The sequence below is a fragment of the Catalinimonas locisalis genome, from assembly GCF_038039535.1.
In the GTDB taxonomy this organism is placed as follows: Bacteria; Bacteroidota; Bacteroidia; order Cytophagales; family Cyclobacteriaceae; genus Catalinimonas.
In genome coordinates, this window is sequence record NZ_JBBPHP010000064.1 from 1 (window position 1) to 25608 (window position 25608).

General features: G+C 41.6%; 22 protein-coding genes. 10 read left to right on the forward strand and 12 right to left on the reverse strand.

Annotation, left to right across the window (positions count from 1 at the left end; all coding sequences use genetic code 11):
- Positions 1 to 364 precede the first annotated feature (364 nt).
- The 7 genes from WJR50_RS32150 to lpxK all read right to left on the reverse strand — a co-directional run bounded on the left by WJR50_RS32150 (position 365) and on the right by lpxK (position 9230).
- Positions 365 to 901, reverse strand: coding sequence for a PDDEXK family nuclease (locus tag WJR50_RS32150; RefSeq protein ID WP_341297445.1), 537 nt, complete (start codon positions 899 to 901; stop codon positions 365 to 367).
- 54 nt (positions 902 to 955) lie between these two features.
- Positions 956 to 2944: a DNA topoisomerase (ATP-hydrolyzing) subunit B gene (gene gyrB, locus WJR50_RS32155; RefSeq protein WP_341297446.1), complete on the reverse strand. Its 1989-nt coding sequence runs from the start codon at positions 2942 to 2944 to the stop codon at positions 956 to 958.
- 146 nt (positions 2945 to 3090) lie between these two features.
- A complete protein-coding gene (locus WJR50_RS32160) occupies positions 3091 to 3465 on the reverse strand; it encodes a CoA-binding protein (RefSeq protein WP_341297447.1) in 375 nt (124 codons plus the stop codon).
- Positions 3466 to 3526: 61 nt separating this feature from the next.
- On the reverse strand, positions 3527 to 5362 hold the full coding sequence (locus WJR50_RS32165) for a toxin-antitoxin system YwqK family antitoxin (protein ID WP_341297448.1): 1836 nt from the start codon (positions 5360 to 5362) through the stop codon (positions 3527 to 3529).
- A gap of 116 nt (positions 5363 to 5478) precedes the next feature.
- Positions 5479 to 6081, reverse strand: a complete 603-nt coding sequence (locus WJR50_RS32170; RefSeq protein ID WP_341297449.1) for a MiaE family protein — start codon at positions 6079 to 6081, stop codon at positions 5479 to 5481.
- 79 nt (positions 6082 to 6160) lie between these two features.
- Entirely contained in the window at positions 6161 to 8140 is a 1980-nt protein-coding gene (locus WJR50_RS32175; RefSeq protein WP_341297450.1) for a putative porin, read from the reverse strand.
- Positions 8141 to 8150: 10 nt separating this feature from the next.
- Complete coding sequence (gene lpxK / locus WJR50_RS32180) at positions 8151 to 9230, reverse strand: tetraacyldisaccharide 4'-kinase (RefSeq protein WP_341297451.1); 1080 nt, start codon at positions 9228 to 9230, stop codon at positions 8151 to 8153.
- Between the two features lie 97 nt (positions 9231 to 9327).
- Between lpxK and WJR50_RS32185 the strand changes: the two genes are divergently transcribed.
- The 9 genes from WJR50_RS32185 to WJR50_RS32225 all read left to right on the forward strand — a co-directional run bounded on the left by WJR50_RS32185 (position 9328) and on the right by WJR50_RS32225 (position 17932).
- Entirely contained in the window at positions 9328 to 10428 is a 1101-nt protein-coding gene (locus WJR50_RS32185) for a Nif3-like dinuclear metal center hexameric protein (protein WP_341297452.1), read from the forward strand.
- Position 10429: 1 nt separating this feature from the next.
- Positions 10430 to 11224, forward strand: a complete 795-nt coding sequence (locus tag WJR50_RS32190; protein ID WP_341297453.1) for a zinc ribbon domain-containing protein — start codon at positions 10430 to 10432, stop codon at positions 11222 to 11224.
- A gap of 218 nt (positions 11225 to 11442) precedes the next feature.
- The gene (locus WJR50_RS32195; protein ID WP_341297454.1) at positions 11443 to 12111 is read left to right on the forward strand and encodes an RNA polymerase sigma factor; all 669 of its coding nucleotides are present in this window, start codon (positions 11443 to 11445) and stop codon (positions 12109 to 12111) included.
- Positions 12112 to 12176: 65 nt separating this feature from the next.
- Positions 12177 to 13208, forward strand: coding sequence for a FecR family protein (locus WJR50_RS32200; protein ID WP_341297455.1), 1032 nt, complete (start codon positions 12177 to 12179; stop codon positions 13206 to 13208).
- A 26-nt stretch (positions 13209 to 13234) separates the two neighbouring features.
- Entirely contained in the window at positions 13235 to 15097 is a 1863-nt protein-coding gene (locus WJR50_RS32205; RefSeq protein WP_341297456.1) for a FecR domain-containing protein, read from the forward strand.
- 27 nt (positions 15098 to 15124) lie between these two features.
- Complete coding sequence (locus WJR50_RS32210; protein WP_341297457.1) at positions 15125 to 15268, forward strand: hypothetical protein; 144 nt, start codon at positions 15125 to 15127, stop codon at positions 15266 to 15268.
- A gap of 134 nt (positions 15269 to 15402) precedes the next feature.
- Positions 15403 to 16173, forward strand: a complete 771-nt coding sequence (locus WJR50_RS32215) for an SDR family NAD(P)-dependent oxidoreductase (RefSeq protein WP_341297458.1) — start codon at positions 15403 to 15405, stop codon at positions 16171 to 16173.
- A gap of 70 nt (positions 16174 to 16243) precedes the next feature.
- On the forward strand, positions 16244 to 16615 hold the full coding sequence (locus tag WJR50_RS32220) for a hypothetical protein (protein ID WP_341297459.1): 372 nt from the start codon (positions 16244 to 16246) through the stop codon (positions 16613 to 16615).
- 429 nt (positions 16616 to 17044) lie between these two features.
- Entirely contained in the window at positions 17045 to 17932 is an 888-nt protein-coding gene (locus tag WJR50_RS32225) for a zf-HC2 domain-containing protein (RefSeq protein ID WP_341297460.1), read from the forward strand.
- A 77-nt stretch (positions 17933 to 18009) separates the two neighbouring features.
- On the opposite strand, the gene WJR50_RS32230 is transcribed toward WJR50_RS32225, so the two are convergent.
- From WJR50_RS32230 to WJR50_RS32240, 3 genes are all read right to left on the reverse strand, one after another.
- Positions 18010 to 18537, reverse strand: coding sequence for a flavin reductase family protein (locus WJR50_RS32230; RefSeq protein WP_341297461.1), 528 nt, complete (start codon positions 18535 to 18537; stop codon positions 18010 to 18012).
- Between the two features lie 88 nt (positions 18538 to 18625).
- Entirely contained in the window at positions 18626 to 19129 is a 504-nt protein-coding gene (locus tag WJR50_RS32235; protein WP_341297462.1) for a DUF4112 domain-containing protein, read from the reverse strand.
- 143 nt (positions 19130 to 19272) lie between these two features.
- Positions 19273 to 19800, reverse strand: coding sequence for a 5' nucleotidase, NT5C type (locus WJR50_RS32240; protein WP_341297463.1), 528 nt, complete (start codon positions 19798 to 19800; stop codon positions 19273 to 19275).
- Between the two features lie 524 nt (positions 19801 to 20324).
- Here WJR50_RS32240 and WJR50_RS32245 point away from each other — a divergent pair.
- Positions 20325 to 22103, forward strand: a complete 1779-nt coding sequence (locus WJR50_RS32245; protein WP_341297464.1) for a GAF and PAS domain-containing protein — start codon at positions 20325 to 20327, stop codon at positions 22101 to 22103.
- 40 nt (positions 22104 to 22143) lie between these two features.
- On the opposite strand, the gene WJR50_RS32250 is transcribed toward WJR50_RS32245, so the two are convergent.
- Together WJR50_RS32250 and WJR50_RS32255 are read right to left on the reverse strand one after the other, a co-directional pair.
- Positions 22144 to 22968, reverse strand: a complete 825-nt coding sequence (locus WJR50_RS32250) for a CheR family methyltransferase (RefSeq protein WP_341297465.1) — start codon at positions 22966 to 22968, stop codon at positions 22144 to 22146.
- 34 nt (positions 22969 to 23002) lie between these two features.
- The gene (locus tag WJR50_RS32255) at positions 23003 to 25477 is read right to left on the reverse strand and encodes a PAS domain S-box protein (RefSeq protein ID WP_341297466.1); all 2475 of its coding nucleotides are present in this window, start codon (positions 25475 to 25477) and stop codon (positions 23003 to 23005) included.
- Positions 25478 to 25608 lie beyond the last annotated feature (131 nt).

A 25608-nucleotide genomic window follows, 5' to 3' on the forward strand; every position in this document is an offset into this window, starting at 1 on the left:
GCATAAACTTTTGAGTTTTGGTTGACCCAAAGTTTACGTCCTGACCTGCTCTTTTCAAAATTTAAACATGCTCTAAAATGGGTAATACAATGCAAAGATAAAACTGCATAAAAAAACCGTCCAGAATGTATTGAAACTACACTGCAAAAGAAAAAAATTTTCCTTTTTATTAGCAGTATTTAGAAGTCAATAAACTTCCAGACGGTTTTTAAATAATACTTCGCAATCAAAGTAGAAGTTTATATTTCTAAGCGCAATTTGTAATAATTTATAAATAACGCTCTGACTTTTTATTCTATTCTGATTTATGAATTAAGGCCATTACCAAAGTGGATGCAGTAAGACTGAAACTCACTTTACACCTTCACTTTTCCTCTAAGAGATTTTGTAGATTAAGCATTAAACTATCTATGATACATATATCTTTGTTCCAAGAAACTATTTCCCAGTTTACTCCAGGTTCCGCTACAATAATTTTTTCTGATCCAGACAGTATCCATATTACTTTTGCTACACCAAACTTAAACAACTGTTCTGTTTTTGTATTGATGTAACTAAATTCCTGCTGGTTTTCTTCAAGATCAGCTTTCACATCTACTTCTATCACTACTTCTGGTGGAATTGTTATATACTTCCTTTTATCTTTAATATCAGCGCTTTTGAGCTTGGCTTTTGAGATAATTGCTATATCGGCTGACCTGGTAGTTCCTCTTTCTAGTTGTAATCCTAATTCGTTGGTAAGCACTTTGTATTTTTTGCCTACAGAGGACATCAAGAAATAAAAAACCATACTTATGATATCTGACTGTAGGTAGCTGCTGCCCATTATTTCTTCCAGTTGCTTTTTCCCATCAAGATAATCACGATAATTTTTATAATAGACAGGCTTATCATTTACCATTTCATAGATTAATATCTTAGGAATAGTCTGTATGGCCTCCATATCTTGTTACTATTAAATATCTACGTTAGCATATTTAGCATTTTTTTCAATAAACTCACGACGAGGGGCAACATCATCACCCATGAGCATGGAGAATAGATGATCTGCTTCAGCAGCTGAATCAATTGTCACCTGCTTAAGGCTACGTGACTCAGGATTCATGGTAGTCTCCCAAAGCTGCTCGGGGTTCATTTCTCCCAAACCTTTGTAACGCTGTACCCCAACATTCTCTATTTTTCCGTCACCTGCCAGTTCTTTCACTATTCTTTCACGTTCTGCCTCTGTCCAGCAGTAATGCTCTTCCTTACCCTTCTTAATCAGATAAAGCGGCGGTAATGCGATATACACATAGCCACTTTCAATCAGCTCTCTCATGTAACGGAAGAAGAAGGTAAGGATAAGCGTACGAATATGGCTACCGTCCACATCGGCGTCAGTCATGATCACAATTTTGTGGTAACGTAGCTTTACAGTATTCAGGGCTTTGTCATCATCTTCAGTGCCAAAGCTCACGCCTAAGGCAGTAAGTATATTCTTGATTTCCTCGTTGTCGTAAATTTTGTGCTCCTGAGCTTTTTCTACATTAAGGATTTTACCTCTCAGTGGCAGGATGGCTTGAAATTTACGGTCACGTCCCTGTTTGGCGCTACCTCCGGCAGAGTCACCCTCTACCAGGTAAAGTTCGCAGTAGCTAGGATCCGTATCGGAGCAGTCGGCAAGCTTACCGGGAAGGCCTGTTCCGGTGAGTACATTTTTGCGCTGTACCATCTCGCGAGCCTTACGTGCCGCATGGCGCGCCTGAGCGGCCAAAATTACTTTATTGATGATAGCCCTGGCTTCTTTAGGATGCTCTTCCAGGAAAGTATATAAGGCTTCTCCCAGACAGGTTTCTACTGCTCCCATCACATCAGAGTTACCCAACTTGGTTTTGGTCTGTCCTTCAAACTGAGGCTCCGCTACTTTTACTGAGATTACAGCTGTCAAACCTTCACGGAAATCATCTCCACTGATATCAATTTTTACTTTGTCCAGCAAACCGGAACGGTCAGCGTAAGATTTGAGGGTACGTGTAAGTGCTCTACGAAAACCAGAAACGTGCGTTCCTCCTTCAATGGTATTGATATTGTTGACATAGGAGACCACATTTTCAGTATAAGAAGTGTTGTAAGTCATGGCTACCTGCACAGGTACATCACCCTTTTCACTGTCAATGTAGATAGGCTCAGAAATGAGCTTTTCGCGATTATTATCCAGATAGCTGACAAACTCTACCAGGCCACCTTCAAAATGAAATTCTTCATAAGCAGGCTTTCCATCATCATCCAGATCACGCAGGTCTGTCAACCCGATACGGATTCCGGCATTCAGAAAAGCCAGCTCGCGCAGGCGGGAAGCAATGGTATCGTACTTGTATTCCCTTACCTGAAAAATTTCAGCATCAGGCTTAAAGTGTACGATTGTACCTGTAATATCAGTGGTACCGACCTCCCGAACAGGGTAAAGAGGAACCCCTCGGCTATATTCCTGCTCAAATACTTTACCATTGCGGTGTACGGTAGCTTTGAGGTTTTCAGATAGTGCATTTACGCAGGAAACACCCACACCATGCAATCCTCCGGAAACTTTGTAAGTATCTTTATCAAATTTTCCTCCGGCATGCAATACTGTCATGACAACTTCCAGTGCCGAACGCTTCTCTTTGGTATGAATATCAGTCGGGATCCCCCTTCCGTTATCTGTTACAGAGATAGAATTGTCTTCATTTATGGTGACATCTATTTTGTCACAGTAGCCGGCTAGGGCCTCATCAATGGAATTATCCACCACCTCATACACCATATGGTGCAGACCTTTGACATTGACATCTCCGATGTACATCGCAGGTCTTTTCCTAACAGCCTCCAGGCCTTCCAGCACTTGAATATTGTTAGCAGAATATTCACCTTTTCGCGTTTTAGCTAATGAGTCAGTTTTGATATTAGAATCCTTCAGTTCGTCCATATGTTTGTAAGTCCTTAATGTGCAAAAATACAATTTTTTAACGGCTTTTGCATGCTTTTTTATGCAATAGCCTGGGGCAATAACATAAAATTTACACCAATAGTGGGTTATTCATAACTTACTGTTTATCAATAGAAAGCAAAAGCTTAATAAATGCCTGTCTGAAGCATTACCAATGTGCAGCCACTTACCACCTCTATCCCCTGTGCTTTGGCTTTTTCCATAAATTCAGGGTTTTCCGTTCCGGGATTAAAAATAATACGCTTAGGGGAAAGGCTCAGCCAATAATCCATCCACTCCTCATGATGCTGAGGACCAATGTAGAGGGTGAGGGTATCTATTTCAGAAATGACGGGCTTTTCCCTCAGGTCCATGATCTCTTCTCCGGCCACACTACCTCGCTTGATACTTAAGGGGATAAACTCATGCCCAAAACGACTTAACATATGGGCCGCCCGATAGGCATAACGCGAAGGGTTAGGACTGGCACCCACTACTACTGTTTTTTTACTATCTGTCATAAAATTTTTTCTTCGGATAAATGATAAAAAAATAGACTAATGTATAATCTGCTTAAAAAAATCAGAATACATAACCAATGGTAGCCCCCAGATAGATGGGAAACAACACTTTAGCCTGCCTTACTTCTTTCAGCATCTCGTCAAACTTTCCATTGTTATGATAATCTTTATGGAAGAAACGGTAACCTATTCCCAAACCTGCTGAGAGGTCAAAAGTAAGGCTATGGGAGCGCTTCTCTTTATTGAGCCTGGTATTGATCATTTCGGCATCTTTCATAAGCCGCGTACCCACAATAAGAGAGTATGTGGCTTTTTGTTCTTTTGCAATCAGTTCTACATTAGGCTCAGGTGAACTTGCATCTTCTATATTGGCCATATGGTAGAGATAGTCAAAGCCCAGTCGGTGCCCAAAATATAAAATACCAGAGCGTGTGTCGGGATGATAAAACTTCTGCTTGATGGCGACAAAGCCTCCTCTTTGATAAACTGTACCAGCATCCATGTTTTTACCGGAGTAGAAGAAAGGGTTTCTTTCTATACCAATCTCTACTTCATAACCCAAACGCTCCTGCATATAATACTCTATGCTAAGAGGCAGACGCTGTAGTACCAGCCCCAAAGGATTGATGCCTACAATTACTGCCCGCAGTTCGTTAACTCTTGGGTTGAAATAACGAGGCTTCTTCTTACGGTACAAATAATCCGGATTGAGTGAAAGTCCGTCTTTTTCCTGTTTTTCATTTTTGGCTTCCACACTACGCAAAGCCCGGAATGCCTGCTTGTTATCTTCGTATACGCTCTCGTAATAGCCTGCCAGTTCTCCACTGGGCTTATAGAGCTCCCAAACCCCAGTACGTTCGCCCTGTTCAACTGTGCCTTTCATTTTCAGGCTGCCATCACGATAATAACCGGTATAAGCTCCTTTGCCATTTACAAAGATACATTCTCCTTCTATGCTTCCATCTTCATAGTAATATTCCCACTTACCCTGATTAAGTCCGTTTTCTATGTAACCTTTTACTTTGGGACTACCATCTTCATAAAACTCACGATAGGTACCTTCTCCTTTGTTGAAAATAGCTTCTCCTTTAAAATCTCCATCGCTATGGTAGAGCTTCCAGTAGCCTTCTTTGGCACCATCTTTTTCAGCGCCCTCAGCACTTATATTTCCATTTTCATAGTAGTATGTCCATTTCCCTACAGTAGAACCATCCAAAAAATCACCTACTGATGAAAGTTTACCATTCTCATGGTAAAACTTCCAGGGGCCATGCCGCCTTCCTTCCTTATACCTGCCTTCCGAACGTACAGTACCACTCTCATAGTAAGACACCCACAGTCCGGAATTCTCCCCATTTGCTTTGACACCTTCTAGTTTGATATCGCCGCTGGCATAATACTCTGTATATTGTAAAGTATCACCATGATATACTTCTTCTGACTTCAAAGGCCCTTCTTCATAATAATAGAGCCATTTGTCTGCTTTTTCATTATCTTCGAAAGTACCGCTGCTCTTGATATTACCATTTTCATAAAAAAACTCCCACGGTCCCTGCCGTATGCTGTCGTACACCGCCCCTTTCATTTGGGGGTTGCCGTTTTCATAAAAGTATTCCCAGAAGCCGTGGTTGATATTGTCTTTTAGCTTTCCCCGCATTTTGGGATGGCCATTTTCATAAAAGTACTCCCAAAATCCACTGGCCACATTCTCTTCATAGCTACCCTTGATACGTACAGCCCCATTGGTAAAAAAAGCGGTGTATGGGCCATCCAGTATGTTTTGATCAGTAGGGCTTACTGAAAAGCGTTCTTTAGGGACAGTCTTCTCACTGTCATAGTACAGCGTGACCTCCTGCTGTGCTATGAGGCTTTGAGCCGCCAATAGGACGGTAAGCATGATGAGAAATACTGTTTTAATCACCTGTGTTAGTGGAAAAGCTATACAAAAAACAAACGTTCAAAATGGCTAAAAAATTGACCATCAGGAAGTAAAAAGCAGCTTTTATAATACATCTAATGCATTCTGTCAGCTCTTACCTCCATACGACTGATAATATCCGCTTCTATTTTCAATAACTCCTGCCAGCGCGCCTTTACTACATCCTCTGGCATATACTCCTTGGCCAGTTTAACAAAAGTTACATAGTGGCCTGCTTCGGAAGCCATAAGTTCGTAATAAAATTGCTTAAGCTCCTCATCCTGCAGGTTCTTCCATAGAATTTTAAAACGTTCGCAACTACGAGCTTCTATCAGGGCATTGATTAGCAGCTTGTCCATCAGCTGTCGTTCTATGCGTCCTCCTTTTCGTTCCTGTTTACCCAACTCCACCACATAAGCGTCGGTACGTTTTTTTCCCAGCTTAAGGCCTCGCTTCCGGAGCTGCTCTACTACTCGGCTAAAGTGTTCCCATTCTTCAGCCACAATTGGTGTCAGCACTTCTACAAGCTTGTCTCTATCTGGAAATTGGATAATCAATGAGATACATGATGAAGCAGCTTTCTGCTCGCAGTAGGCATGGTCTATCAGAATCTCTTCCAGGTTTTCATCTACCAGAGTTACCCAACGCGGATCAGTGGGCAGTTGTAATCTCAGAATCGTCTGTTTAGGTTCTATCATGCTTTTGTCAGGCTTTATTCGCGCAGCCAAGATACAAGGATACATCTAGTGTAAACAAGTGCTTACGCTTAAAAGTGCATTAATCAAAGAACTGCCACTTGATACCCAAATCCAGCACCCTAGGCTGCCCTACGTAGAAAGGGGTGGTAAAATAACCATTCTCTATCATTCCCTGATTGAGGTAGGGCATTTTTACATATACAATTGCAGTACGTACCTTCAGGTTAAGAAAAGCATCAAACACAACATACCCAATTTCACTAGGGAGGGGCGTGTCAAAATTGTCTAACAACTGTTCATCGGTACCATACAACTGCTGCTGGATGAAGAACTGCTGAGTAGCCACATCATAATCATAAGACAGATATGAAGGCAGGGCCTGAAAATCAATCCCTACCTGCAAGGTAATTTTATCGTCTATAAATTTATTCTGATAGTACAGGCTACCATTAGTATACAGTGAAGGTATGGCGAAGGCTTCGGTAGCCCTGCCGGTGGTAAGGGTATAAATTACCTCTCCCTGGAAATGCATCTTTTTCAGAAAGTCAAAGGAGAATTCCAGACCCGGAGAAAGAATCTGAGCAGCCCCATCTGCCTGAGTAGGAACTGCCTGCCTGCTTACAAAAAGTGTATCATTGCGTACCGGAGTAGCTCGCCTGTAATAAATGGGCCTGTTTACATTTGTAAGGCTAACGAAAGGACGCAGGTAGATGTAAGGAAACTGGTACTCAATAGAGCCGGTAATCTGGTCCATTCCCACCGGTTCAAAGTCATTTTCCCAGGCATTGTGGTTGCCCAGATAGCGCAAAGCAAGATAAGAAGGCAAATTACGCGAGCGTGTATAGCTACCTTTGAGGATGGGGTTGTTAAATTCTGCCTCCACCCGGTAGTTTTGAGTAGATTGGTAATCAGCACCACCACGCAGAAATGTTTTCTCTCCTAACTCAAGCCGCAGGTCAAAGCCACCGTAGAGTTCCAGGTTAGAAGTATCTGCTGCAAAAACATAGTCTATCTGCGGACGACGCAGCCGGTAGTGAACGCTATAGAATAAGGGGCCCAGGTCCCCTTTGAGTCCTACTTCAGTATCCAGTTCATCATAGTAAACTCGGTCAGCAGTTCTTTCATCATTTAAGTATGTTCTTGTAAAATATCCCGTAGTATCAATCCCTCCTGCACCGGGCTCATAAAAAAAGAAGGTGTTCTGATGACGACGATCAAACTCATGATACAATTGTAAGCGATCGTTCAGCTTATACTCATGATATATGTGATAATTGAGCCTAAACTCTCTGTTTACAAAACTGGTAAGGTAAATCTCAGAATTATTGTACCGAAAGAATTCTTCAAATAAATCATCATCAAAAGCATCACCCACGATACCGCCCGTTTCGTTTACCTGGTGGTTCAGCCTGCCATAGTGCGCCATTAGGTGATAGCGTTCGTTCTTGGAACGAAAAAAAGTGAAAAATTCTATGAAATAGGACTCCGATCGCCTATCTCCCCGGCTACTTCTTGCACTTTGCTTATCTGCGGTTATGGTCCTTACTGCTGCTCCTACACTCCAATTGGGAGTTATATTTCTGGCAAAATCAACATCTACAATACTACGATTATTCCCTCCAAATGTAAGATAGAGTTGAGAGTAAGGTGAACGGGTATTATAGTACCTGACATCTTCAGGATTATTCACATATATATCGTAAGCATAGAGACCGGAAGTAGCACCACTCACTTTGGGAATTTGCGGAAATATAGACTTATTGGCGGTACCCAGCGTACCCAGATACTGACGCTTGCTACCTACAGCTTCCACCCGGTCGTAGCGATGGGCAAACTCAATCAAAGTATCTAAAGTATCATACGCTACCTGATTGTACCTGAAGGCATCTTCATAGATGTAGCTGGTAGTGTTAGGACCGTACTGTACCGAGTCTTCTTTATTCTGACGGCTACTGGTAGCTGTATCCCCGGGAATAACCACTCTCTGCGCATATGCAAAGTCGGAGAGCATCAGCATGACGACTAAAAAAAGTTGGAAGGTAGCAAACTTATTATTCAAAATAGTATGGTTATTCTTTTTCTACTGATCGTAATTTATGGATGATATATTGCTGAAAAGTGCTTTCATCTTCCAAAAATGAAAGTTTTATCGGCAGATAGTGAAGCGGAATAGCCTTCCATAATGGACTGAGAGCGGGCTCCAGAAGTTTTACCATATCCTTTTCGGTAGTGAGCGCGCTGTTTGCTCCCTTACTTCTCATCGTATCCTGCACTTTTTTCACGTCTGACTCACTATAACGGTGATGGTCTTCCCATCTTATATGCTCACCTACATTAAATTGCTGTCGGGCATAGCGATCAAAGAGATCAGCATTAGCAATGCCTGAAAACAATAACAGAGGCTCCCGAAGGTTTTTTTCTGCTTCAAATACCGGTTCCGGCTCCTGATAGCTGATGGTGGAGAAAAACACCGGAACCTCCTTGCCTGCGTAAACGCTTATTTTCTCTGCAACCTTTTGCCGTTCTACCTCTCCCAAATTCTCCGGACACTTGGTCACCACCACCATATCCGCCCGCTGCGCTCCTTTTCTGCTCTCTCTCAGCAGCCCCAAAGGTAATATATGATCCTGATAAAATGGACGCTGATAGGTAGTCAATAATACCTGGATATCTGCTTTTACTTTACGATGCTGAAAAGCATCATCCAGCAGAATGAGTTTTACCTCCGGATGATGATGCAGAATCTCAGGAATCGCCAGCGCCCGCTCTTCTCCCACTGCTACCACTACCTTTTTGCCAGATTGATTTGCTTTGGCAAATTTTCGGTAAAACTGAAAAGGTTCATCACCCAGGGTTTCAGCAGTGTCATGCTCTCCGGCCAAACGTATACCGCTGGTCTTACGACGGTACCCCCTGCTCAATATGGCTAAATCATACTCTTTGCTCAGCATTCTTACCAGGTACTCAATCATCGGCGACTTGCCGGTGCCTCCCACACTAAGGTTACCCACACTGATGATCAGCGGTTCAAAGCTTAGCGAAGGCGTATAGCCAATATTGAATAAATGATTGCGTAAAGCAGTTGCTGCCCAGTAAAGCCCGGCCAAAGGTGCCAGCCCCCAGCGAAGGGGACGTAACAAGGAACTCAAACCGCTGTTGTTTCTTTGCGACAAATTCTATATATCTTTTGCAAAAATTATTGCGAAATAACGTAAAACCTATTTCCTATCAAACACTTACTAAGCTATGACCAAGATTAAAGAAGCAATTGCTCACCTGGAAAGCATAGCACCACGGGCTTATCAGGAAAGCTATGATAATGCCGGATTGATTACTGGCAACAAAAATGATACAATTCGGGGAGTAATGATCAGCCTGGATGCCACCGAAGCTATCATAGACGAAGCCATAGAAAAAGACTGTAACCTTATCATAGCGCATCACCCTATCGTCTTCAAAGGATTAAAAAGCCTTACCGGACGTAATTATGTAGAGAGAACAGTGATCAAAGCCATTAAAAATGATATTGCGATCTATGCCATTCACACCAATCTGGATAATGTGAGCCAGGGGGTCAACAAAAAAATATGTGAGAAAATAGGCCTGCAGCACACCCAAACTTTACTGCCTAAAAAACAGCTGCTTAACAAACTGACAGTTTTCGTGCCTGCCGAAGATAGCGAAAGCCTCCTGAATGCTTTGAGCGCAGCAGGAGCCGGGCATATTGGTAATTATACCAATTGCAGCTTTCAGGTGGAGGGTACTGGCACTTTTCAGCCCAATGAGCAGGCAAATCCTACTATCGGAGAACGTGGAAAACTGGAAATGGTAAAAGAAAAGCGGGTAGAGGTGATATTTCCTGCACCTCTGGCTGGTAAAGTGCTAAGTGCCATGCAGCAAGCTCACCCTTACGAAGAAGTAGCATACTATTTACATGCATTGGAGAACGAAAATCAGGAAGTCGGCTCAGGGATGATGGGCAAGCTCCCCGAAGCTATGTCGGCGGAAGCTTTTCTGGATCACCTCAAACAAAGTATGCAACTCCAGTGTATTCGATATACCCAGGCGCCAGCACGCAAAATTGAGCGGGTAGCGGTCTGTGGCGGAGCTGGCAGCTTTCTGCTTCCCCAGGCTATTCGCCAGCAGGCTGACGCCTTTGTAACTGCTGATTTTAAATATCATGAGTTTTTTGATGCCGAAGATCACCTCATGATTGCCGATATTGGCCATTACGAAAGCGAAGTTTACACAAAAGAGCTAATTATGGAATTATTGTCGCGGAAATTTGTTAATTTCGCAGTTCATTTGGCTAAGACCAATACAAACCCAATATTTTACTACAAGTAATATGGAAAGTTCAACAGCGCAACCCAAGACGGTAGCAGACAAGCTAGACATCCTTCTGAAATTACAAAACATAGACCTGGAACTGGACGATATCAAGAAGATTCGCGGTGCTTTGCCTGAAGAGGTCAGTGATTTGGAAGATGAGCTTGCTGGTTATCAGACCCGCCTTGACAAGTTTGAGAGTGATGTAGAGAATATGGAGCAGGAGATAGAGTCTAACCGGGCTGCTATCAAGAAGGCTGAAGAGCTCATCAGAAAGTATGAGGAGCAGCAGATGAATGTCCGTAATAACCGTGAGTACGACGCCATCACCAAAGAGATAGAGCTTCAAAACCTGGAAATCCAGATTTCTGAAAAACGCATCAAAGAAGGCTACGCTAAAATTGAAGCCAAGAAAGAAGAAATCAACACTACTAAAGAGTTGATTGACCATCGTACCAAGGACCTTGAAACCAAGCGTCAGGAACTGGAAAAGATCATTGCTGAGAGTCAGGAAGATGAGGACAAGCTCGCCAAAGAGAGAGAATCAGTAGTGAATGATATTCTTAATATTGACGAAAAGCTTTATCGTTATTACGAAAAGCTAAGAAACAGCCTCTCTAACGGATTGGCCGTTGTGAAGGTAAAAAGAGGAGCCGCAGAAGGTTGTAACATCATCATCCCGCCTCAGCGCCTGGTAGAAATTAAAGAAAAAAGACGTATTATCTTTGACGAATATTCCGGACGTATCCTTGCCGACGTAGAAGAAGAGGAAGAGGAAGAAGAACCTAAAGGAAGAAGAGGAAGAAGAAAGTAAATTTTCTTCTCAAGCATTATTGTCGGGTAGCTGCATTTCGCTGGCTACCCTTTTTTTTTGTCCGAAAATGAACATTTTTGCTCGCTTTTGAACATTTTTTTATTCTCAAAAGCCTGTTTTTCTTGTCTACACACTCCTTTATCAAGGTGGCACATATATTGGTATTGTGGCGATAAACTTGCTAACTTGATCTACCAATATTCTGACTGGCAATACTCATGTTAATCCATCAGCCAACCATTGCACTAGGACTTTTATCTCTTTACCGCCGTCTGGGCGCATATACAGCTTCCTACAGCAAATTCAAACCCAAGCCTTATTATCCTTCACAGGACGGACAGGACAACACTTTCCTGATCAGACTTAAAGAAGAGGATGAAGAAAAGTTTATGGAGCATATTTTTCGTAGCTTCTATGCTCCTCTCTGCAAAACAGTATACAATATTACCCACGATACCGAAGCGACAGAAGATATTGTGCAGGATGTTTTTATGAAAATATGGCGCAGAAAGGACCAGCTAGACCTAAGGCAGTCTATTAAGTCTTACCTCTTTCGTTCATCTGTGAACACTGCTCTCAATTATCTGGAGAAAAATCGCAGAAGCACCCACATGACTGAAGATAGCTCTGATGACCTGCGTTTCAGTAGTAACAATACTGAAGATGAGCTCCGCTATCAGGAAGTAAGTAAGCGTATTGACCATGCTGTACAAGCCTTGCCTCCCAAGTGCCGTACTGTTTTCGCCCTTAGTCGTTATGAAGAGTTGAGCTATGCCGAAATCGCAGATCAGCTGAGTATATCTGTCAAGGCAGTAGAAAAACACATGGGCAAAGCGCTTAAGTTGATGCGGGAACATCTGCAAAGTTTTATCAATCATTCAGCATAATTTTTTTTCAAACCAAGGTAGGGTAAATGAAAGCTCACCTGTATTAATGATAGTTGGATAGATTTATGGGACAAGCTCAAGAAGAAATCTGGTCGCTCATTGGAAAATATCTCAATGATGAGCTTTCTGAAAAGGAAAAACAAAAATTACATTCCTGGAAAGAGAGTAAACCTGAGAACCAGACTACTTTTGACCAGGTGCTGCAAATGTGGGAACATACTCCACGGCCCGCTGATGACTATCATCCGGAGGTAGATAAAGGCTGGCAAAGGTTTAAGTTTCGCACAGAAAGCGAACTGGAGGATTACCAAAGAAAAGAAGTGAAAGAAAAACCTTCATCAAAAGTAATCCACTTTGGCTATCAGCGCCTTGCGGCTATTGCTGCTTCTGTTGTACTACTCTTATCTGCCGGAATCTGGTGGTGGAATATCTCAAGTGCACCTGAAATGTTTACCCTAAGTACCGGAAATGACGAGCGTACAATGCTACTGCTACCGGATAGCAGCCAGGTATGGCTCAATGAGAACAGCCAGCTGCGATATGCAGCAGACTTCAATGTTGAGCATCGTGTAGTGCACCTGAGTGGAGAAGCCTTCTTTGAGGTCAAAGAAGCAGAAGGAAGAAGGTTTACCATCTTCAGCGAAGGCGCCAAAACTGAAGTCATTGGTACCTCCTTCAATCTTCAAGCTTACCCGGATACTCCTGTGAAAGTACAGGTAGTGAGCGGCAAGGTAGCTTTCTCACCGGCTGATGATGACAATGCTGTATTCCTTGAGCCAGGCTATGAAGCTGTACTGGAGGGTGAAAAGCAGGCAGTAAAAAATAAAGAGCCTATTGAAAACCCAAACTTCAGAGCATGGCAAAATCAGCGGATACAGTTTCAGAATACCAGCCTGCAAGAGGTAATTGATGTACTAAAAGATGTTTACCACGCCGATATACAATTGAATAATCCCGATCTGGCCAACTGCCGATATACGGCAACTTTTGATGGAGAACAATTGCAGGATGTACTGCATGTGCTATCTGTCACCGGAAACCTGTCATTTGATCAACAAGGCTCAACGTACATGATATCCGGTCAAGGTTGCCAATAAAGTGATAACATTTAATTTACAAAGACATGAAATTGGCTACGATTATTCATATGGCCTGGCTTTGCCTGGCAATTTACCCTATGCATCAGGACAATATCCTTAACCAAAAGGTAAGTCTCAGCTATCGTGATGCTGCCATTACAGAAATACTACAGGACATACAGCAGGAATATGAGATTCGCTTTTCTTACCTGAATAATGAGATTCCAGACGTAAAGGTCACGGTCAACTTAGAAAACCAACCTCTTTACCTGGCGCTGGATGAGATATTTGAAGAAACTATGATCTCTTATCAGGTAGTAAGTGGACAGGTAATCCTGAAGAAAAACTTAGAAAAGGTAAAAAAAGAGAGCAGGCCAGAGGAGAAACAGAAGACTAAAGTAAGCGCTCAGGAAAGCATCCATGCCAAAGCTACTCCTCCTGCACCGAGTGGTGATCGCTATGCTGCTGAAGATGAAAAATCCGATAGCTTAGCAGAGACAGCTGACAAAACCGCTTCTGTGTCTATCAGCAAACAGCCGCAAATGATCAGCAGTGTCCCCTCTGAAGAAGCTGAGCTAAGCATAGAAGAATCACATAAGATTCCTGAAAATTCATTAGAAAATTCTGACAACGCACAAAATAACAGACCTACTATTCCGACTAATAAGAAAGAAGAGAAAACAAATTTGGGAAAAAGCTTTGAGAAGATAGGAATAGGGCTCAAAAAGCTTTTCCAGAAAATGCCAGGTGAAGACGAAGATGACTATGAGCGAAAAAGCTTTCAGTTCGGACTTATATATCCTTTGAGCACAAATGGAACACAGGCCGGCAAGTACGTAAATGAATTCTCGCTCAACTTACTGGTAGGTTATGCTGCTGGTCTTGATGGCGTAGAGTTTTCCGGCTTTGGCAATATTGAAAATGATTTTGTAAAAGGGGCTCAGTTTGCAGGTTTCTTCAACGTAGTAAAAAATAATGTAGACGGAGCGCAGTTCGCTGGTTTTACCAATGTCAATGGAGGTAATATGAAAGGCGGACAGTTTGCTGGTTTCATCAATATGGCAGCAGGTGAGGTAGAAGGTATACAGGGAGCAGGATTTATGAATATGACTACCGGATACACCAAAGGAGCGCAGCTTGCCGGTTTTATGAATGTAGTGACTGATGATGCCCAGGCCTTACAAGCCGCTGGCTTTGGTAATTTTGCATCAGGTGACATGAGCGGAGGGCAGCTTAGTGGTTTTATTAATTACAGCCATGATGTCAATGTGCAGCTTGCCGGTTTTATGAATGTCGCCTCAGGCGATGTACAGGGTTTTCAGGGTTCGGGCTTCATCAACCTTGCCCGTAATGTAAAAGGCGCTCAGCTGGGCGTATTCAACGTAGCAGACAGTGTGGATGGTGTACCCATAGGTTTTTTAAGCATAGTCAGGAAGAATGGTTACCGTCGTCTGGAATTCTGGGGAAGTGAGACACTGCATGCTAATGTCGGCTTCAAGATAGGCGTAGAAAAATTTTATAACATCTTCGCTTTCGGCTCACAGTTTGCTGCTGAAAACTTCAGATGGGGTTTCGGTTATGGTGTAGGTACTCAGGTCAATCTCTCTTCACAAGATTATATTAATATAGACCTGATGAGTTTTCAGGTAGAAGAAGATGGAGAACGAATTTTTGAAAACTCAGAACTTAACTTGCTCAATACCCTAAGAATCGGATATAACCATCAGTTCTCCGAGCATTTTGGAATTTTTGTGGCACCCACATTCAACGTGATGGTATCACAAAGACGGAATAGCACTGACGGAAGCATAGGTACTGATTTGGCACCCTGGACTGTTTTTGACAGAACTTATAGTGGTACCAACGTACAAATGTGGCCCGGATTTCACGTAGGATTAAGATTTTAGATCATCAACTCAACTTAACCTTTAATTATGAAGAGATTCACTACAGTACGCAATTACTTACTTATGGTCAATATGAGCTATGCTCGTGGCTGGGAAGAATCCATTCGTCTGTTTGATGAAGTAGAAAGAGAACTTCGTAAAAAGAAAAAGCCAGCGATGCAGCTACATTAGCTCCATTCCACACCTTTGAATCATTCAGTCAGAAGGCTTAGCCCGGATAATTCCGGCTGCTTTGAACCTTCTGACTTTTTTTATGCTTTGGTTATTTTTCCAAACCACAGCCTGCCTCTCATAGTTAGCTACTCATGAATTCATTTGCAAACAAAGTAGTTATTGTGACCGGTGCCGGACAAGGGATTGGAAAAGCGATTGCCCAGGCTTTCTCTCATCACGAGGCGCATGTCATCATTGCCGAAAAAGATAAGGAGGCCGGACTTGAAACACAAAAATGGTTAAACGATAAAGGCAGTAAAGCTACCTTTATCTCCTGTGATGTGGCTCAGGAAGATTCTATACAAACGTTTATTCAAAAGGTAGTTGAGCAGGAAGGGAGAATAGATTTTCTGGTCAATAATGCAGGTGTCTCGCGTTTTAAGCCCATGAGTGAACTCAAGGTAGAAGAGTTTGATGAAGTACTCTCTATCAATCTCAGGAGTGCTTTCATCTTTACAAAGTACACTGCGCCCTACTTAAAAAAATCTGGTAAAGGTGCTATCGTCAATATCGCTTCTACCCGTGCACTTATGTCTGAACCAGACTCTGAAGCTTATGCTGCCAGCAAAGGAGGTATTGTGGCCCTTACCCATGCTCTTGCCAACAGTCTGGCCCCTCATGTGAGAGTAAATGCCATCAGCCCTGGCTGGATAGAAGTTCGTGACTGGAAAAAAGCTTCGGCAAGAGAAGAGGTGACTCACCGGGAGGTTGACAAAAAACAGCATTTGGTAGGTAGGGTAGGCACTCCCGAAGATATTGGCAGGGCCGCAGTATTCTTATGTTCGGGTGAGTCTACTTTTATGACTGGACAAAATATAATTATTGATGGAGGTATGACAGTTAAGATGATCTACGAAGAGTAATTCTTATAACTTTTCCGTCTTTCATCAGTTCATTTTTTGTAAGACTATTTTTTCATTAACTATAATTTTTATGACTAACTATATAATAATATCTCATTTTAACGAAGACCAGGATCAGGAGTCTTTTGAGAAGAAAGTGAAAGATAACTTTCCCCGTTATCACGAAGAAAATACTGAAGAAATCAGGTATTTGGCCTTATCATCTCGTAATCAGGCGGGGGTTGAGGACAAGATCAAAGAGATACTTAATGAATATGGCATTAGTGACGACGAATACGTAGCCTTATACTATAGCCGTCCCGAAAATCCTGATGAAATCCAGCGGGCAATGATACTGGGGCACGACCATCTTATTGAGTCTGATATTCAACAGGTCAAGCCTGAAGATCATGTAGATACACTCAGTCGTTTGCTGAATCACGAGTTTTTTGACAAGAACTAAATTAGTTTATTCAATTTTATAGAAGATTAAGCCCACATTAGGGTGGGCTTTTTTTATAAAGTATTGACTGCTTACCTTACAGCAGTACTAAAGGCCTGCAAAAATTGTCTCCAAATTATCCTTATGCCCTCCATTAAATCTTTAAGGCGCATCTATCCTCCCAATAAATATAATTGGGAGCTTTGTTAGCAATCTTAAATGAGCATGCCATTTCCCTTCCTCATCCATTTAATTAAACTTTACCTTATTTTTATTTAACTTTTTATAGATTTTATTGTCTATTATCCTCTTTTATTACAATAGTATTCCTCAATAAATTGCTCCATCTCATAATGTTTTCTGTAGGAGGTACAAAAATTGAATCTTATGTCATGAAGTCATGGCAAGGTGTCAATGCAAAAAAGTTTTCACAGAAAAATTGATATAAAGATGAGCAAGGAATGCAAAACCACAGAGTTTAGTTTACATCTCTCCAGATCCAAGATGCGCAAATACCTAGAGAATGCGCTCTCTCAAGCTGAGCAGCAAGAGGTAGAATTACACCTTAAGCACTGTTCACATTGTTCTGGAATTATTGTAGAATACGTTGAAAATGAAGAGCCGGAGCATTACAAAGCTCATATGAATAAGCTGAAGGGCAAGCTCACTAACGATGTAAAACCACGCAAACGTGGATTTACCTACGGACGTATCAAGCTGATCAGAGCTGCTGCTGCGGTAGCTGCTTTATTCGTTTTTTCTTTTTTTGCACTGAATACCATGGTTGAAAAAGACTTTAACCTGATCTCAAAAGCTGATAAGGCAGAAACTGAACTCCCGAAGCTCGGCGCCAACCCAAAGAAAACTCAAAAGCCAAAAGCAAGTACACCTATCTTGAAAGAGAAAAAGACCGATGAGATACAGGATGAAGTAGAGATGCAAGAGGAAGAAGAGATACCTGAAGTTTTACCAAAAAAGAAAGTTAGCAAACCTGCTCCTGCTCAGCCTAAGCCTGTAGCGACAAAACCTCAAGAAGAGGCTAAAGAAACAACAACCAAGAAAGCTGAGGAAAAAATAGCTACTCCTGAAAATACACTGGCCGAAGTAACAGAAATTGCCAAAAAGGAAGATGCTTCTAAAGGAGAAGAGAAACCCGCTGAAAGCGCTGCCGTTGACAAAGAAGAAGAGGCAAAAGAGCAGGCTGAAGTGATAGAAAACATTCAACCGCTGCAAAAAATAGAGAAATTAGATACTGAGACTGAAAAAAAGGTATCTCCTGAGGCCAAGAACATTCAGAACATTCCTAGCAATAGCGTCGGACAGCTCAGACAAGAGTAAACTTCGTAAAGCTCAATTCACAAAAACAAAAAAGGGGCAAAAGCCCCTTTTTCATTAGCGTATTACATGTTATTGTTTTAACCACCGTAATGCATACCAGTATCCCACTCTACCAGCGGAACTGATTCGGCATCGCGCGTATCACCGTTTACAACTTCTCCAACAAAAATGCTGTGGTCGCCGATGGTAACATCCTCCCGTAATTCACATTCAAAATAAGCGGGCACCTCATCTAAAATAGGAGCACCGGTTTTACCTGAAGAAAAAGAAAAGCCATTGAGCTTGTTTCCTTCTACTGAGCTATCCTTAGCAAAAGATGATAACATATCTTTATGATCCTTTCCTACGATATTTACGGCAAAAATCCTGCTTTTTTCTATGGTCTCATGCAGATCTGACTGTTTCTTTACTGCTACTGTTACTAATGGAGGATCAAAAGACCCTTGGCTAACCCAACTTACTGTAGCAGCGGCGATATAGTCTTTCTCACGCGTTGACATTTCTTCACTATCTTTTCTGGAGGTAACAATATAAAAACCGTAGGTGATTTTCTTCAATGCCTGCGAAACTTCATTATGCTTGCTTACTTCTTTAATTCTACTCATATCTTCTATTGTTTGTCAGTTCAAAAAGTTTGTATCTACTTAAATAACACTGAGAAGATGGACTTGTTTTATAAGCAGGCTTACGAGCTTATAAACCTGTCTGAAGCACTGCAAATAACCAGGACACAAGTTCCCAGGTACCCCAAAGGATCAAAGCTATTATGGCTAAGAGTCCCAATCCTATGGCAACCAAAACACCAGTACCCTTTCCCTGATAGCGCCCTTCCTGATAATGCCGCTTCATGATGCGGATATTGCGTTCATTGGCCTTATAAGCAAAGTCAAAAATGTTACCCAATATCGGAATGCTACCTATAATTGCATCTATAAGCACATTGCCGATCATCAGAATCATAGCTTTTCGGCTGGCCCCATGACGATACATATAGAAAATTAAGCTCCCTGAAATAAGTAAACTGGCAGCATCTCCAATGCCGGGCAATAGACCAAGAATAGGGTCTAACCCAAAGCGGAAGTTAGTACCGGGTAGCCTAAAGCGGCTATCCATCAGATTGGTAAGGTTATCTACCCAATTTAGATCAGGGGTTTCGCGAGTGCTGGTGTCTGTATAGTTATTTCTTGTTCTTTGCATAGCTAAAAAAATATAGTTTTGGTTATAGTGGCCTAAAAAGATTATCTATTAACATTTATCTTACTAATGATAATCATTCTACATTCAACAAGCTAGACGCAAGGAAGTTGTAAAATCTAAAAGTTTTCAGTCTTACTTAGCTATCAGAGAAACATATCTCCTACTTCCTTCCAATTGTTTACCCTGCGAAATCTGGTTTCATGTACATTATGAGGAGAAGTAAAAATAATAGGTTCTCCAGAGAAGGTAAGCAGGTTTTTAGGATGGTCATCAATAAGATAATCTGCCTGAATGATGCTTTTATCTCCACAGAACACAAAATTCTTCCAGTGCAGAAAAGGAAAATGCTCCTGTAGCCAGTTGTATTTATGCCAAAGTGAATCGGGAAACTCCATGGCCGCAGAGACAATAAATATTTCATACCGCTCATGCATAGCCCTGATTACTTCCTGGCTATCCGGCATCACTTCCAGATCTTTGAAGAAGTCTTCCTCAAACAAATAATCTCGCACTACGTGTGAATGTTCTGGTTTAATAGCCTGCTCTAGGAGTTTTCCATGCAGCTTTTCAGGGTCTACACTCTCATATTGTTTTTCATAAAGTCGGACGAGCTTTCCCAATGCGTCAGCCATTACCTCATCCATGTCAATTGCTACTCTTTTTCTGGTCATTATGCTTAAGATTTGAATTATTCCTAAAGATAAAAAGTACGCAATACCTATTCCTAAGTTTAACTGTTCTTGCTTGATTTTGATTTTGGCAATAGACTTAAGATTAGGCAGTCCAGGTTGTCGGTGCATCATTAATAGTAAGCTTAAGATTTTTGCAAATAGTATGTTTCTCAGGTACTTGCAAAATACAAAGTCGCAATGAACACAAGCGTATTTTCTGAATATGATCTGATGTTTTGGTAGCTAGTTGTAGGCAATTGGCTTAAAACCAAATAATTCCGAGAGAGCAAGATTTTATTTCAAATAAAGGCCGGTGAACAAGCCGTCTTTCTCTCAGCAAGAGCATTAAAAGGAGTAAATAAGTACAATCAATCCTTCTTTTTGTCAAACTTTTTTGACTATTCTACTATCTGGCAATTTATTATCAGGTAAAACTTACAACTTAATGTTCCGATCTATTGTAAGTGGATTCTTAAGCTGTCTATGTGAAATTTTGCATCTCACTATAGATGTGGATCAAAAACATGAATAGAACAGAATTTTCATTAGGCTCACTTTTTTCAAATGTGATCAATGCTGGTTCAACAGAAGGTTTGCCCAAACAACTGGCAAAAAGAGTTCAACCCACAAACATAGTAGCCTTGGTCTTGTTTCTTATGGTTGGACTTCCTTTCACAGCCATTACCCACATCTATTTTCCATCATTAGTCTGGTATCCTCTGGGGGGAGGATTATTATGCGCCAGCACTATCGTCTTAAATTATCTGGGAGCCATTAAGTATTCAAGACTTATCATCTCACTAATCCCCATTACATTAGGTGCTATCTATAATGCTTATCTCAGTGGGCCCGAGGATGGCCCTCTACCCAGCTTATATTTACTAGAGCTTAGCTTTTCCCTTATTCCCTTAGTGGTTTATGATCCAAAAGAAAAAAAAGCAATTTTTCTCACCTTATGCTGCTGCATCCTTATCATTACTACTTTTCCTATTACCAAGCAGTGGTTCAATTCTACATATGATTCTACCATATTAAGAAGTGGCTGGTTAAACTCAGCGACGATCGTGCTGGCGCTTTTTACCCAGATAAGTTGTGTACTAGGCTTACTCTCCATCAGTAATAAAGCAGAAAAAGAAAGCGATGATTTGCGCAAAATAGCTGAGGATGAAAAGCGAAGGCTAGAATCTGAGCAGGAGGAAAGCATTAAAAAGGCGGAGGAACTAAGAATTAAACAGATAGAGGAAAAGAAGCTGCAATGGACGAATGAAGGTATCACTTCCATCTCCAAAATCATTAGAGATCATGAAGATCAGGATAAGCTATATGACAGGGTTTTAGCGGCTATTGTTAAATACGTTAATGCCAACCAGGGGAACCTGTTCATTGTTGAAGGTGAAAAAAATAATGCTGAAATTTTACTGAAAGCCTGCTATGCCTATGGCAGGAAAAAATATACTGAGCAAATTATCCTTCCCGGTCAGGGGCTGGTGGGCCAAACTTTCCTGGAACGACAGTACACTTACCTCACGCAAGTCCCTCAAAACTATATAAATATTACTTCAGGCTTGGGAGAAGCTACACCAGAAACGCTGCTCATTCTACCTCTGATCGCCAATGATACTGTACAAGGTTTACTTGAACTAGCTTCTTTCAAAAAACTAGCACCTCATGAAATTCACTTTCTGGAGAAACTGGGAGAAATTCTGGCCGGACAGATCAACAGTCAAAAGATAGTAGTCCAAACACAGCATTTATTACAGCAGGCGCAGGAACAATCTGAGGAGCTTAGGGCGCAGGAAGAAGAAATGCGCCAGAATATGGAAGAGCTTGCTGCTACCCAGGAGCATTCACAACGCCAGGCGGATGAGAACAAAAAATTGTATGAACAACTGTATGTCAGAGAGCATGTATTTGGCTTAACAACCATTTTATCTGAGGCAGATCTTTACGGCACTATTACTTTTGCCAATGATAAGCTGTGCGAAGTCTCTAAATATTCGCGAGTAGAGTTAATTGGTCAGGGCCATAATATCTTTCGTCACTCTGAAATGCCCAAAGGCTTATTTAAATTATTCTGGCAGACTATTAAAGGAGGAAAAGTATTCAGAGGAATTATTAAGAACAGGGCAAAAGATGGAACTCACTATTGGGTAGATGCGACAATTGTACCTATCAAAAATGAAAAGGGAGAAATTTATAAATACATAGGAGCGCGTTACCATATCACCGATGATTTAATGGCAGAGCATCTTTATGCCAAACAGCAGAAAGCTTTAGGCATTGAAGAAGGAAGTAAAATATAAGATAAATTTAACGAGAGTAAGGCGTTTGATGAACAGCGCCTTACATCTTCTGAAAAATTTTGGCATTCAGACTAAGGTAGAAAAACTTGTTCTTATCCAGCAAAGGAACTAAAGCATCATAGAAGCCAATAATCAACAGTCCTCCAGGGTTCAAATGATTAAAGAACTGTTCAAGCAGTTTTAGCTTTGCCACCTGATCAAAATAGATCATCACATTGCGGCAGAATATGATATCGTAATCATCTTCTATAGCATCACTGATAAGGTTATGTTGCCGGAAATTGACATGTTTGATCAAACTAGTATGCATTTTGGCTTGATCATCAACAGCACTGAAATACTTCCTGAACACTCCCATCCTATTATACTCACTATAGTTTTTTTCGTATTCTGCGATTTTAAGCGAGTGGTAAGTGCCTTTTTGTGCTTTGCTAATTGCCGCATTACTCATATCGGAAGCTACGGCCTTCACTTGAGGCTGTATGCCCATTTCCTGTAATACAATGCCCATGCTATAAACTTCCTCACCCGTGGAGCAACCTGCATGCCATACCTTTATTTCCCTTTTTTTAGGAATTGCATACAGCGCCTCTCTCCTCAAAGTTTGCCAAAGGATAGGGTCACGAAACATAGATGTCAGCCCTACAGCCACTTCATCTACGAAAGGATAAATGAAATCACGGTCTCGGAGTAATCTGATCCACAGATTATGCACTGTACCTAGCTTAAGCACACTAACTGCTCTGATAATCCTTCGCTTAAGCGATACCGGCTCATAACAAGTAAAATCTATACCATAGCGCCTCAAAATAGCCTGGGTAAGCGAGTGTAACTCTTCATCGGTAATGATATCGGGTGCAGCCATACATTTACACTACTTTGATAATATGAAACAGAAATTAATGCTCTATCAGGATTACTACAATGCGATTTACCTGCTGGTCCAGATTACGCATCGCATTAAAGGTAGCCTGATATGTTTTCTCGTCGCCTTCTTGAGTGATTAAGGTAAGTAGAGTATTGAGTCTGTTTTCCTGGCCAAGCTGGAAAAGCAAGTCGTGAAGACCTTCCGAGTTTTTGGTGATTTCGCTGATATTTTTTCTGGAGATCTCTGATCGCTTATAGCCAAAGGTCTGGAGGAATAGTGCATTACCTTTCTTCAAAGCTCCGCTGGGATCCATTTCTAAGGTCATTACCGAGCTATTGAGAGCCTCCAGCATTGCACTGAGCTCATTATATTTTTCTTTCTCATGGGTGTTGAACTGGGCAAACATCAGAATCTTCTGTAGCTTATTTTCCAGGTCAAAAATGGGGTTGAACGTCCCGTTCAGCCATAGATTCCTACCATCTTTACTTTTCTGAATAAATTCGCCCGAAAAAAATGTACCCGCCTTAAGATTGTCCCACATCATCTGTACCTGTGGCTTACCTTTTTCACTTTCGGGCAGCAGGTATTCGTAAGTCTTACCTTGCAATTCTTCATTATTATATCCCGTAACATTGAGATAAATAGAGTTAGCCTCTACCACTTTACCTTCAGGATCAAACTCCACAAATGCATTGGACCGCCCAATGGCTTCTAGTTTGCCAGTATAGTCCAGCGTAGTTTCTTTGATCTCCGTGACATCAGTTTGAATAGAGACATATTTTTCTATTTTCCCTGCTTCATTCCTGACTGGATTAATCATCAAGGATATCCAGTAGCTTTGTCCATTTTTTTTGTAATTCAAAATTTCCTCGTAAAAAGACACTCCCTTCCTGAGCTGTCCGCGAATACGATTTACTGTATCTGTATTGGTTAAAGGGCCCTGCAGTACGTGACCAGGTTTCTTTCCGATCACTTCTTCCTGACTGTAGCCCGTCAGACGAGTAAAGCCCTCATTGACAAATTCTATACAACCCTGACCATCAGTAATAATAACTGAGTTATCAGTATTATTAGCTACTAATGAAAGCTTTTCCAGTACCAGCTTTTTCTCCGTGATATCTGTACCCAGCATCAATACTTTTTTCTGCTGTCCTTTGTCAGCCTGTGTAGGGGTAAAAGAAGCATTGATCCACTTTTCCTCTCCCTGATGATTGGTTAGCTTAAAATCACCGGATCTGGCTATACCATGCTGTATATCCTGCCAGAAACTTGACTCTTCTTTTTCTGGTATAAATAACCTACGATCTTTTCTCTGCAGCACTTCTAAACTAAAGCCACTCAAGTTTACCAACTTATTGTTAGCTGTGAGTAAGTGGCCATCCAGGTCAAGTGTAGCGGTCAGGAGGCTGTTATCCATGGCCTGAAATACCCACTGTAGCTCAGATTGCTTGATCTGCATCTCTTTTTGGGCAGTAGTAAGCGTATCCAGATGATGGCGCATCTCTTCTTCACGGGCTCGCAGCTCGGCAGTCAGCTCTCGTGAGTTGTCAAGCAGGTGTTGTGTCTGCATTGTTACCTTTACTGTTCCGAGAGTAGATGCGATGCTTTCGGCCACCTTCTCCAGAAAAGCTATTTCATGAGCGGCAAGCTTCTGAAATGAAGCCAGCTCTATCACGCCATGGAATTCCTGATTTACTTTCAGGGGAACAATGACTAAGTGAGCGGGGGTAGCTTCCCCCAAACCGGAGGTGATGTGGACATAGTTTTGAGGCAGATCAGTGATACACATGGTTTGTTTCTCAAAGGCGCACTGCCCCACTAATCCCTGTCCCAACTTAACTTTCTTTTCCTGATACTTTTGTTTGTCGTAAGCATAGCAAGCAGTAAGCTCCAGATAAGGTTCTCCCTCCTGGTTTTCCTGCTCAATAAACAGACTTCCCTGATTACATTTCAGATACTTTACCAGATGTCTGATCACCTGATTGCTAAATTCTTCCAGATTATCTGTATTCTCTCTCAGGATTTCAGCAAAGTATGCATGCCCTTCGGTACTCCAGTTTCTTCTTTTCTCCTCATCCTGGTAAGCTTGCATTTTATCCCTCATATCAACCAGCGCCTTACCCAACTGATCTCCCTTTCTAAAGTGCAATAGATCTGTTTCTTCTTGTGTATTCTGCTGCAGGCTTCCTATTTTCTCAATGTACCGAGTAGCCTCTTGCATCTGGGTAAACAATTGATTGATATAATTTATGCCCTTTTTCGCCAAATCTCCTGAAGCACTGACTGCTTTATCCAATTTGCCACTACTCAACTTTTCTAAAGAAACTTCAACCTCCTTAAACTGGCTACTTATATTTCTAAAAGAGAGACAGATGATAATAGCTTGTAGTACAAAAATGACTACCAACCCTAGTCTCTTAAAAGGTACTTCTACCTCCCAAAGCACTAGTAGTAGTGATAAAGTAACTACCTCAGTAAGAATAATAATGACGTTCTTTCTACTCATAACAATCTATCCTACTTACCTTAAAAACACTTGTTCTATGCAGCCTGCTGTTTAATTCTCTCCAGAAACTGAGAAGACAGTATCCAGAAGAAATGAGGTTGAAGGGCAGTGTTGTTCTCAAAACGGAAGCG

What these genes read in the sequence shown, in the direction of transcription:
- WJR50_RS32150 (WP_341297445.1), bottom strand. Translation starts at nt 901, where the DNA reads ATGGTAAATGATAAGCCTGTCTATTATAAAAATTATCGTGATTATCTT.
- gyrB (WP_341297446.1), bottom strand. Translation starts at nt 2,944, where the DNA reads ATGGACGAACTGAAGGATTCTAATATCAAAACTGACTCATTAGCTAAA.
- WJR50_RS32160 (WP_341297447.1), bottom strand. Translation starts at nt 3,465, where the DNA reads ATGACAGATAGTAAAAAAACAGTAGTAGTGGGTGCCAGTCCTAACCCT.
- WJR50_RS32165 (WP_341297448.1), bottom strand. Translation starts at nt 5,362, where the DNA reads ATGCTTACCGTCCTATTGGCGGCTCAAAGCCTCATAGCACAGCAGGAG.
- WJR50_RS32170 (WP_341297449.1), bottom strand. Translation starts at nt 6,081, where the DNA reads ATGATAGAACCTAAACAGACGATTCTGAGATTACAACTGCCCACTGAT.
- WJR50_RS32185 (WP_341297452.1), top strand. Translation starts at nt 9,328, where the DNA reads ATGACCAAGATTAAAGAAGCAATTGCTCACCTGGAAAGCATAGCACCA.
- WJR50_RS32190 (WP_341297453.1), top strand. Translation starts at nt 10,430, where the DNA reads ATGGAAAGTTCAACAGCGCAACCCAAGACGGTAGCAGACAAGCTAGAC.
- WJR50_RS32195 (WP_341297454.1), top strand. Translation starts at nt 11,443, where the DNA reads ATGTTAATCCATCAGCCAACCATTGCACTAGGACTTTTATCTCTTTAC.
- WJR50_RS32200 (WP_341297455.1), top strand. Translation starts at nt 12,177, where the DNA reads ATGGGACAAGCTCAAGAAGAAATCTGGTCGCTCATTGGAAAATATCTC.
- WJR50_RS32205 (WP_341297456.1), top strand. Translation starts at nt 13,235, where the DNA reads ATGAAATTGGCTACGATTATTCATATGGCCTGGCTTTGCCTGGCAATT.
- WJR50_RS32210 (WP_341297457.1), top strand. Translation starts at nt 15,125, where the DNA reads ATGAAGAGATTCACTACAGTACGCAATTACTTACTTATGGTCAATATG.
- WJR50_RS32215 (WP_341297458.1), top strand. Translation starts at nt 15,403, where the DNA reads ATGAATTCATTTGCAAACAAAGTAGTTATTGTGACCGGTGCCGGACAA.
- WJR50_RS32220 (WP_341297459.1), top strand. Translation starts at nt 16,244, where the DNA reads ATGACTAACTATATAATAATATCTCATTTTAACGAAGACCAGGATCAG.
- WJR50_RS32225 (WP_341297460.1), top strand. Translation starts at nt 17,045, where the DNA reads ATGAGCAAGGAATGCAAAACCACAGAGTTTAGTTTACATCTCTCCAGA.
- WJR50_RS32230 (WP_341297461.1), bottom strand. Translation starts at nt 18,537, where the DNA reads ATGAGTAGAATTAAAGAAGTAAGCAAGCATAATGAAGTTTCGCAGGCA.
- WJR50_RS32235 (WP_341297462.1), bottom strand. Translation starts at nt 19,129, where the DNA reads ATGCAAAGAACAAGAAATAACTATACAGACACCAGCACTCGCGAAACC.
- WJR50_RS32240 (WP_341297463.1), bottom strand. Translation starts at nt 19,800, where the DNA reads ATGACCAGAAAAAGAGTAGCAATTGACATGGATGAGGTAATGGCTGAC.
- WJR50_RS32245 (WP_341297464.1), top strand. Translation starts at nt 20,325, where the DNA reads ATGAATAGAACAGAATTTTCATTAGGCTCACTTTTTTCAAATGTGATC.
- WJR50_RS32250 (WP_341297465.1), bottom strand. Translation starts at nt 22,968, where the DNA reads ATGGCTGCACCCGATATCATTACCGATGAAGAGTTACACTCGCTTACC.
- WJR50_RS32255 (WP_341297466.1), bottom strand. Translation starts at nt 25,477, where the DNA reads ATGAGTAGAAAGAACGTCATTATTATTCTTACTGAGGTAGTTACTTTA.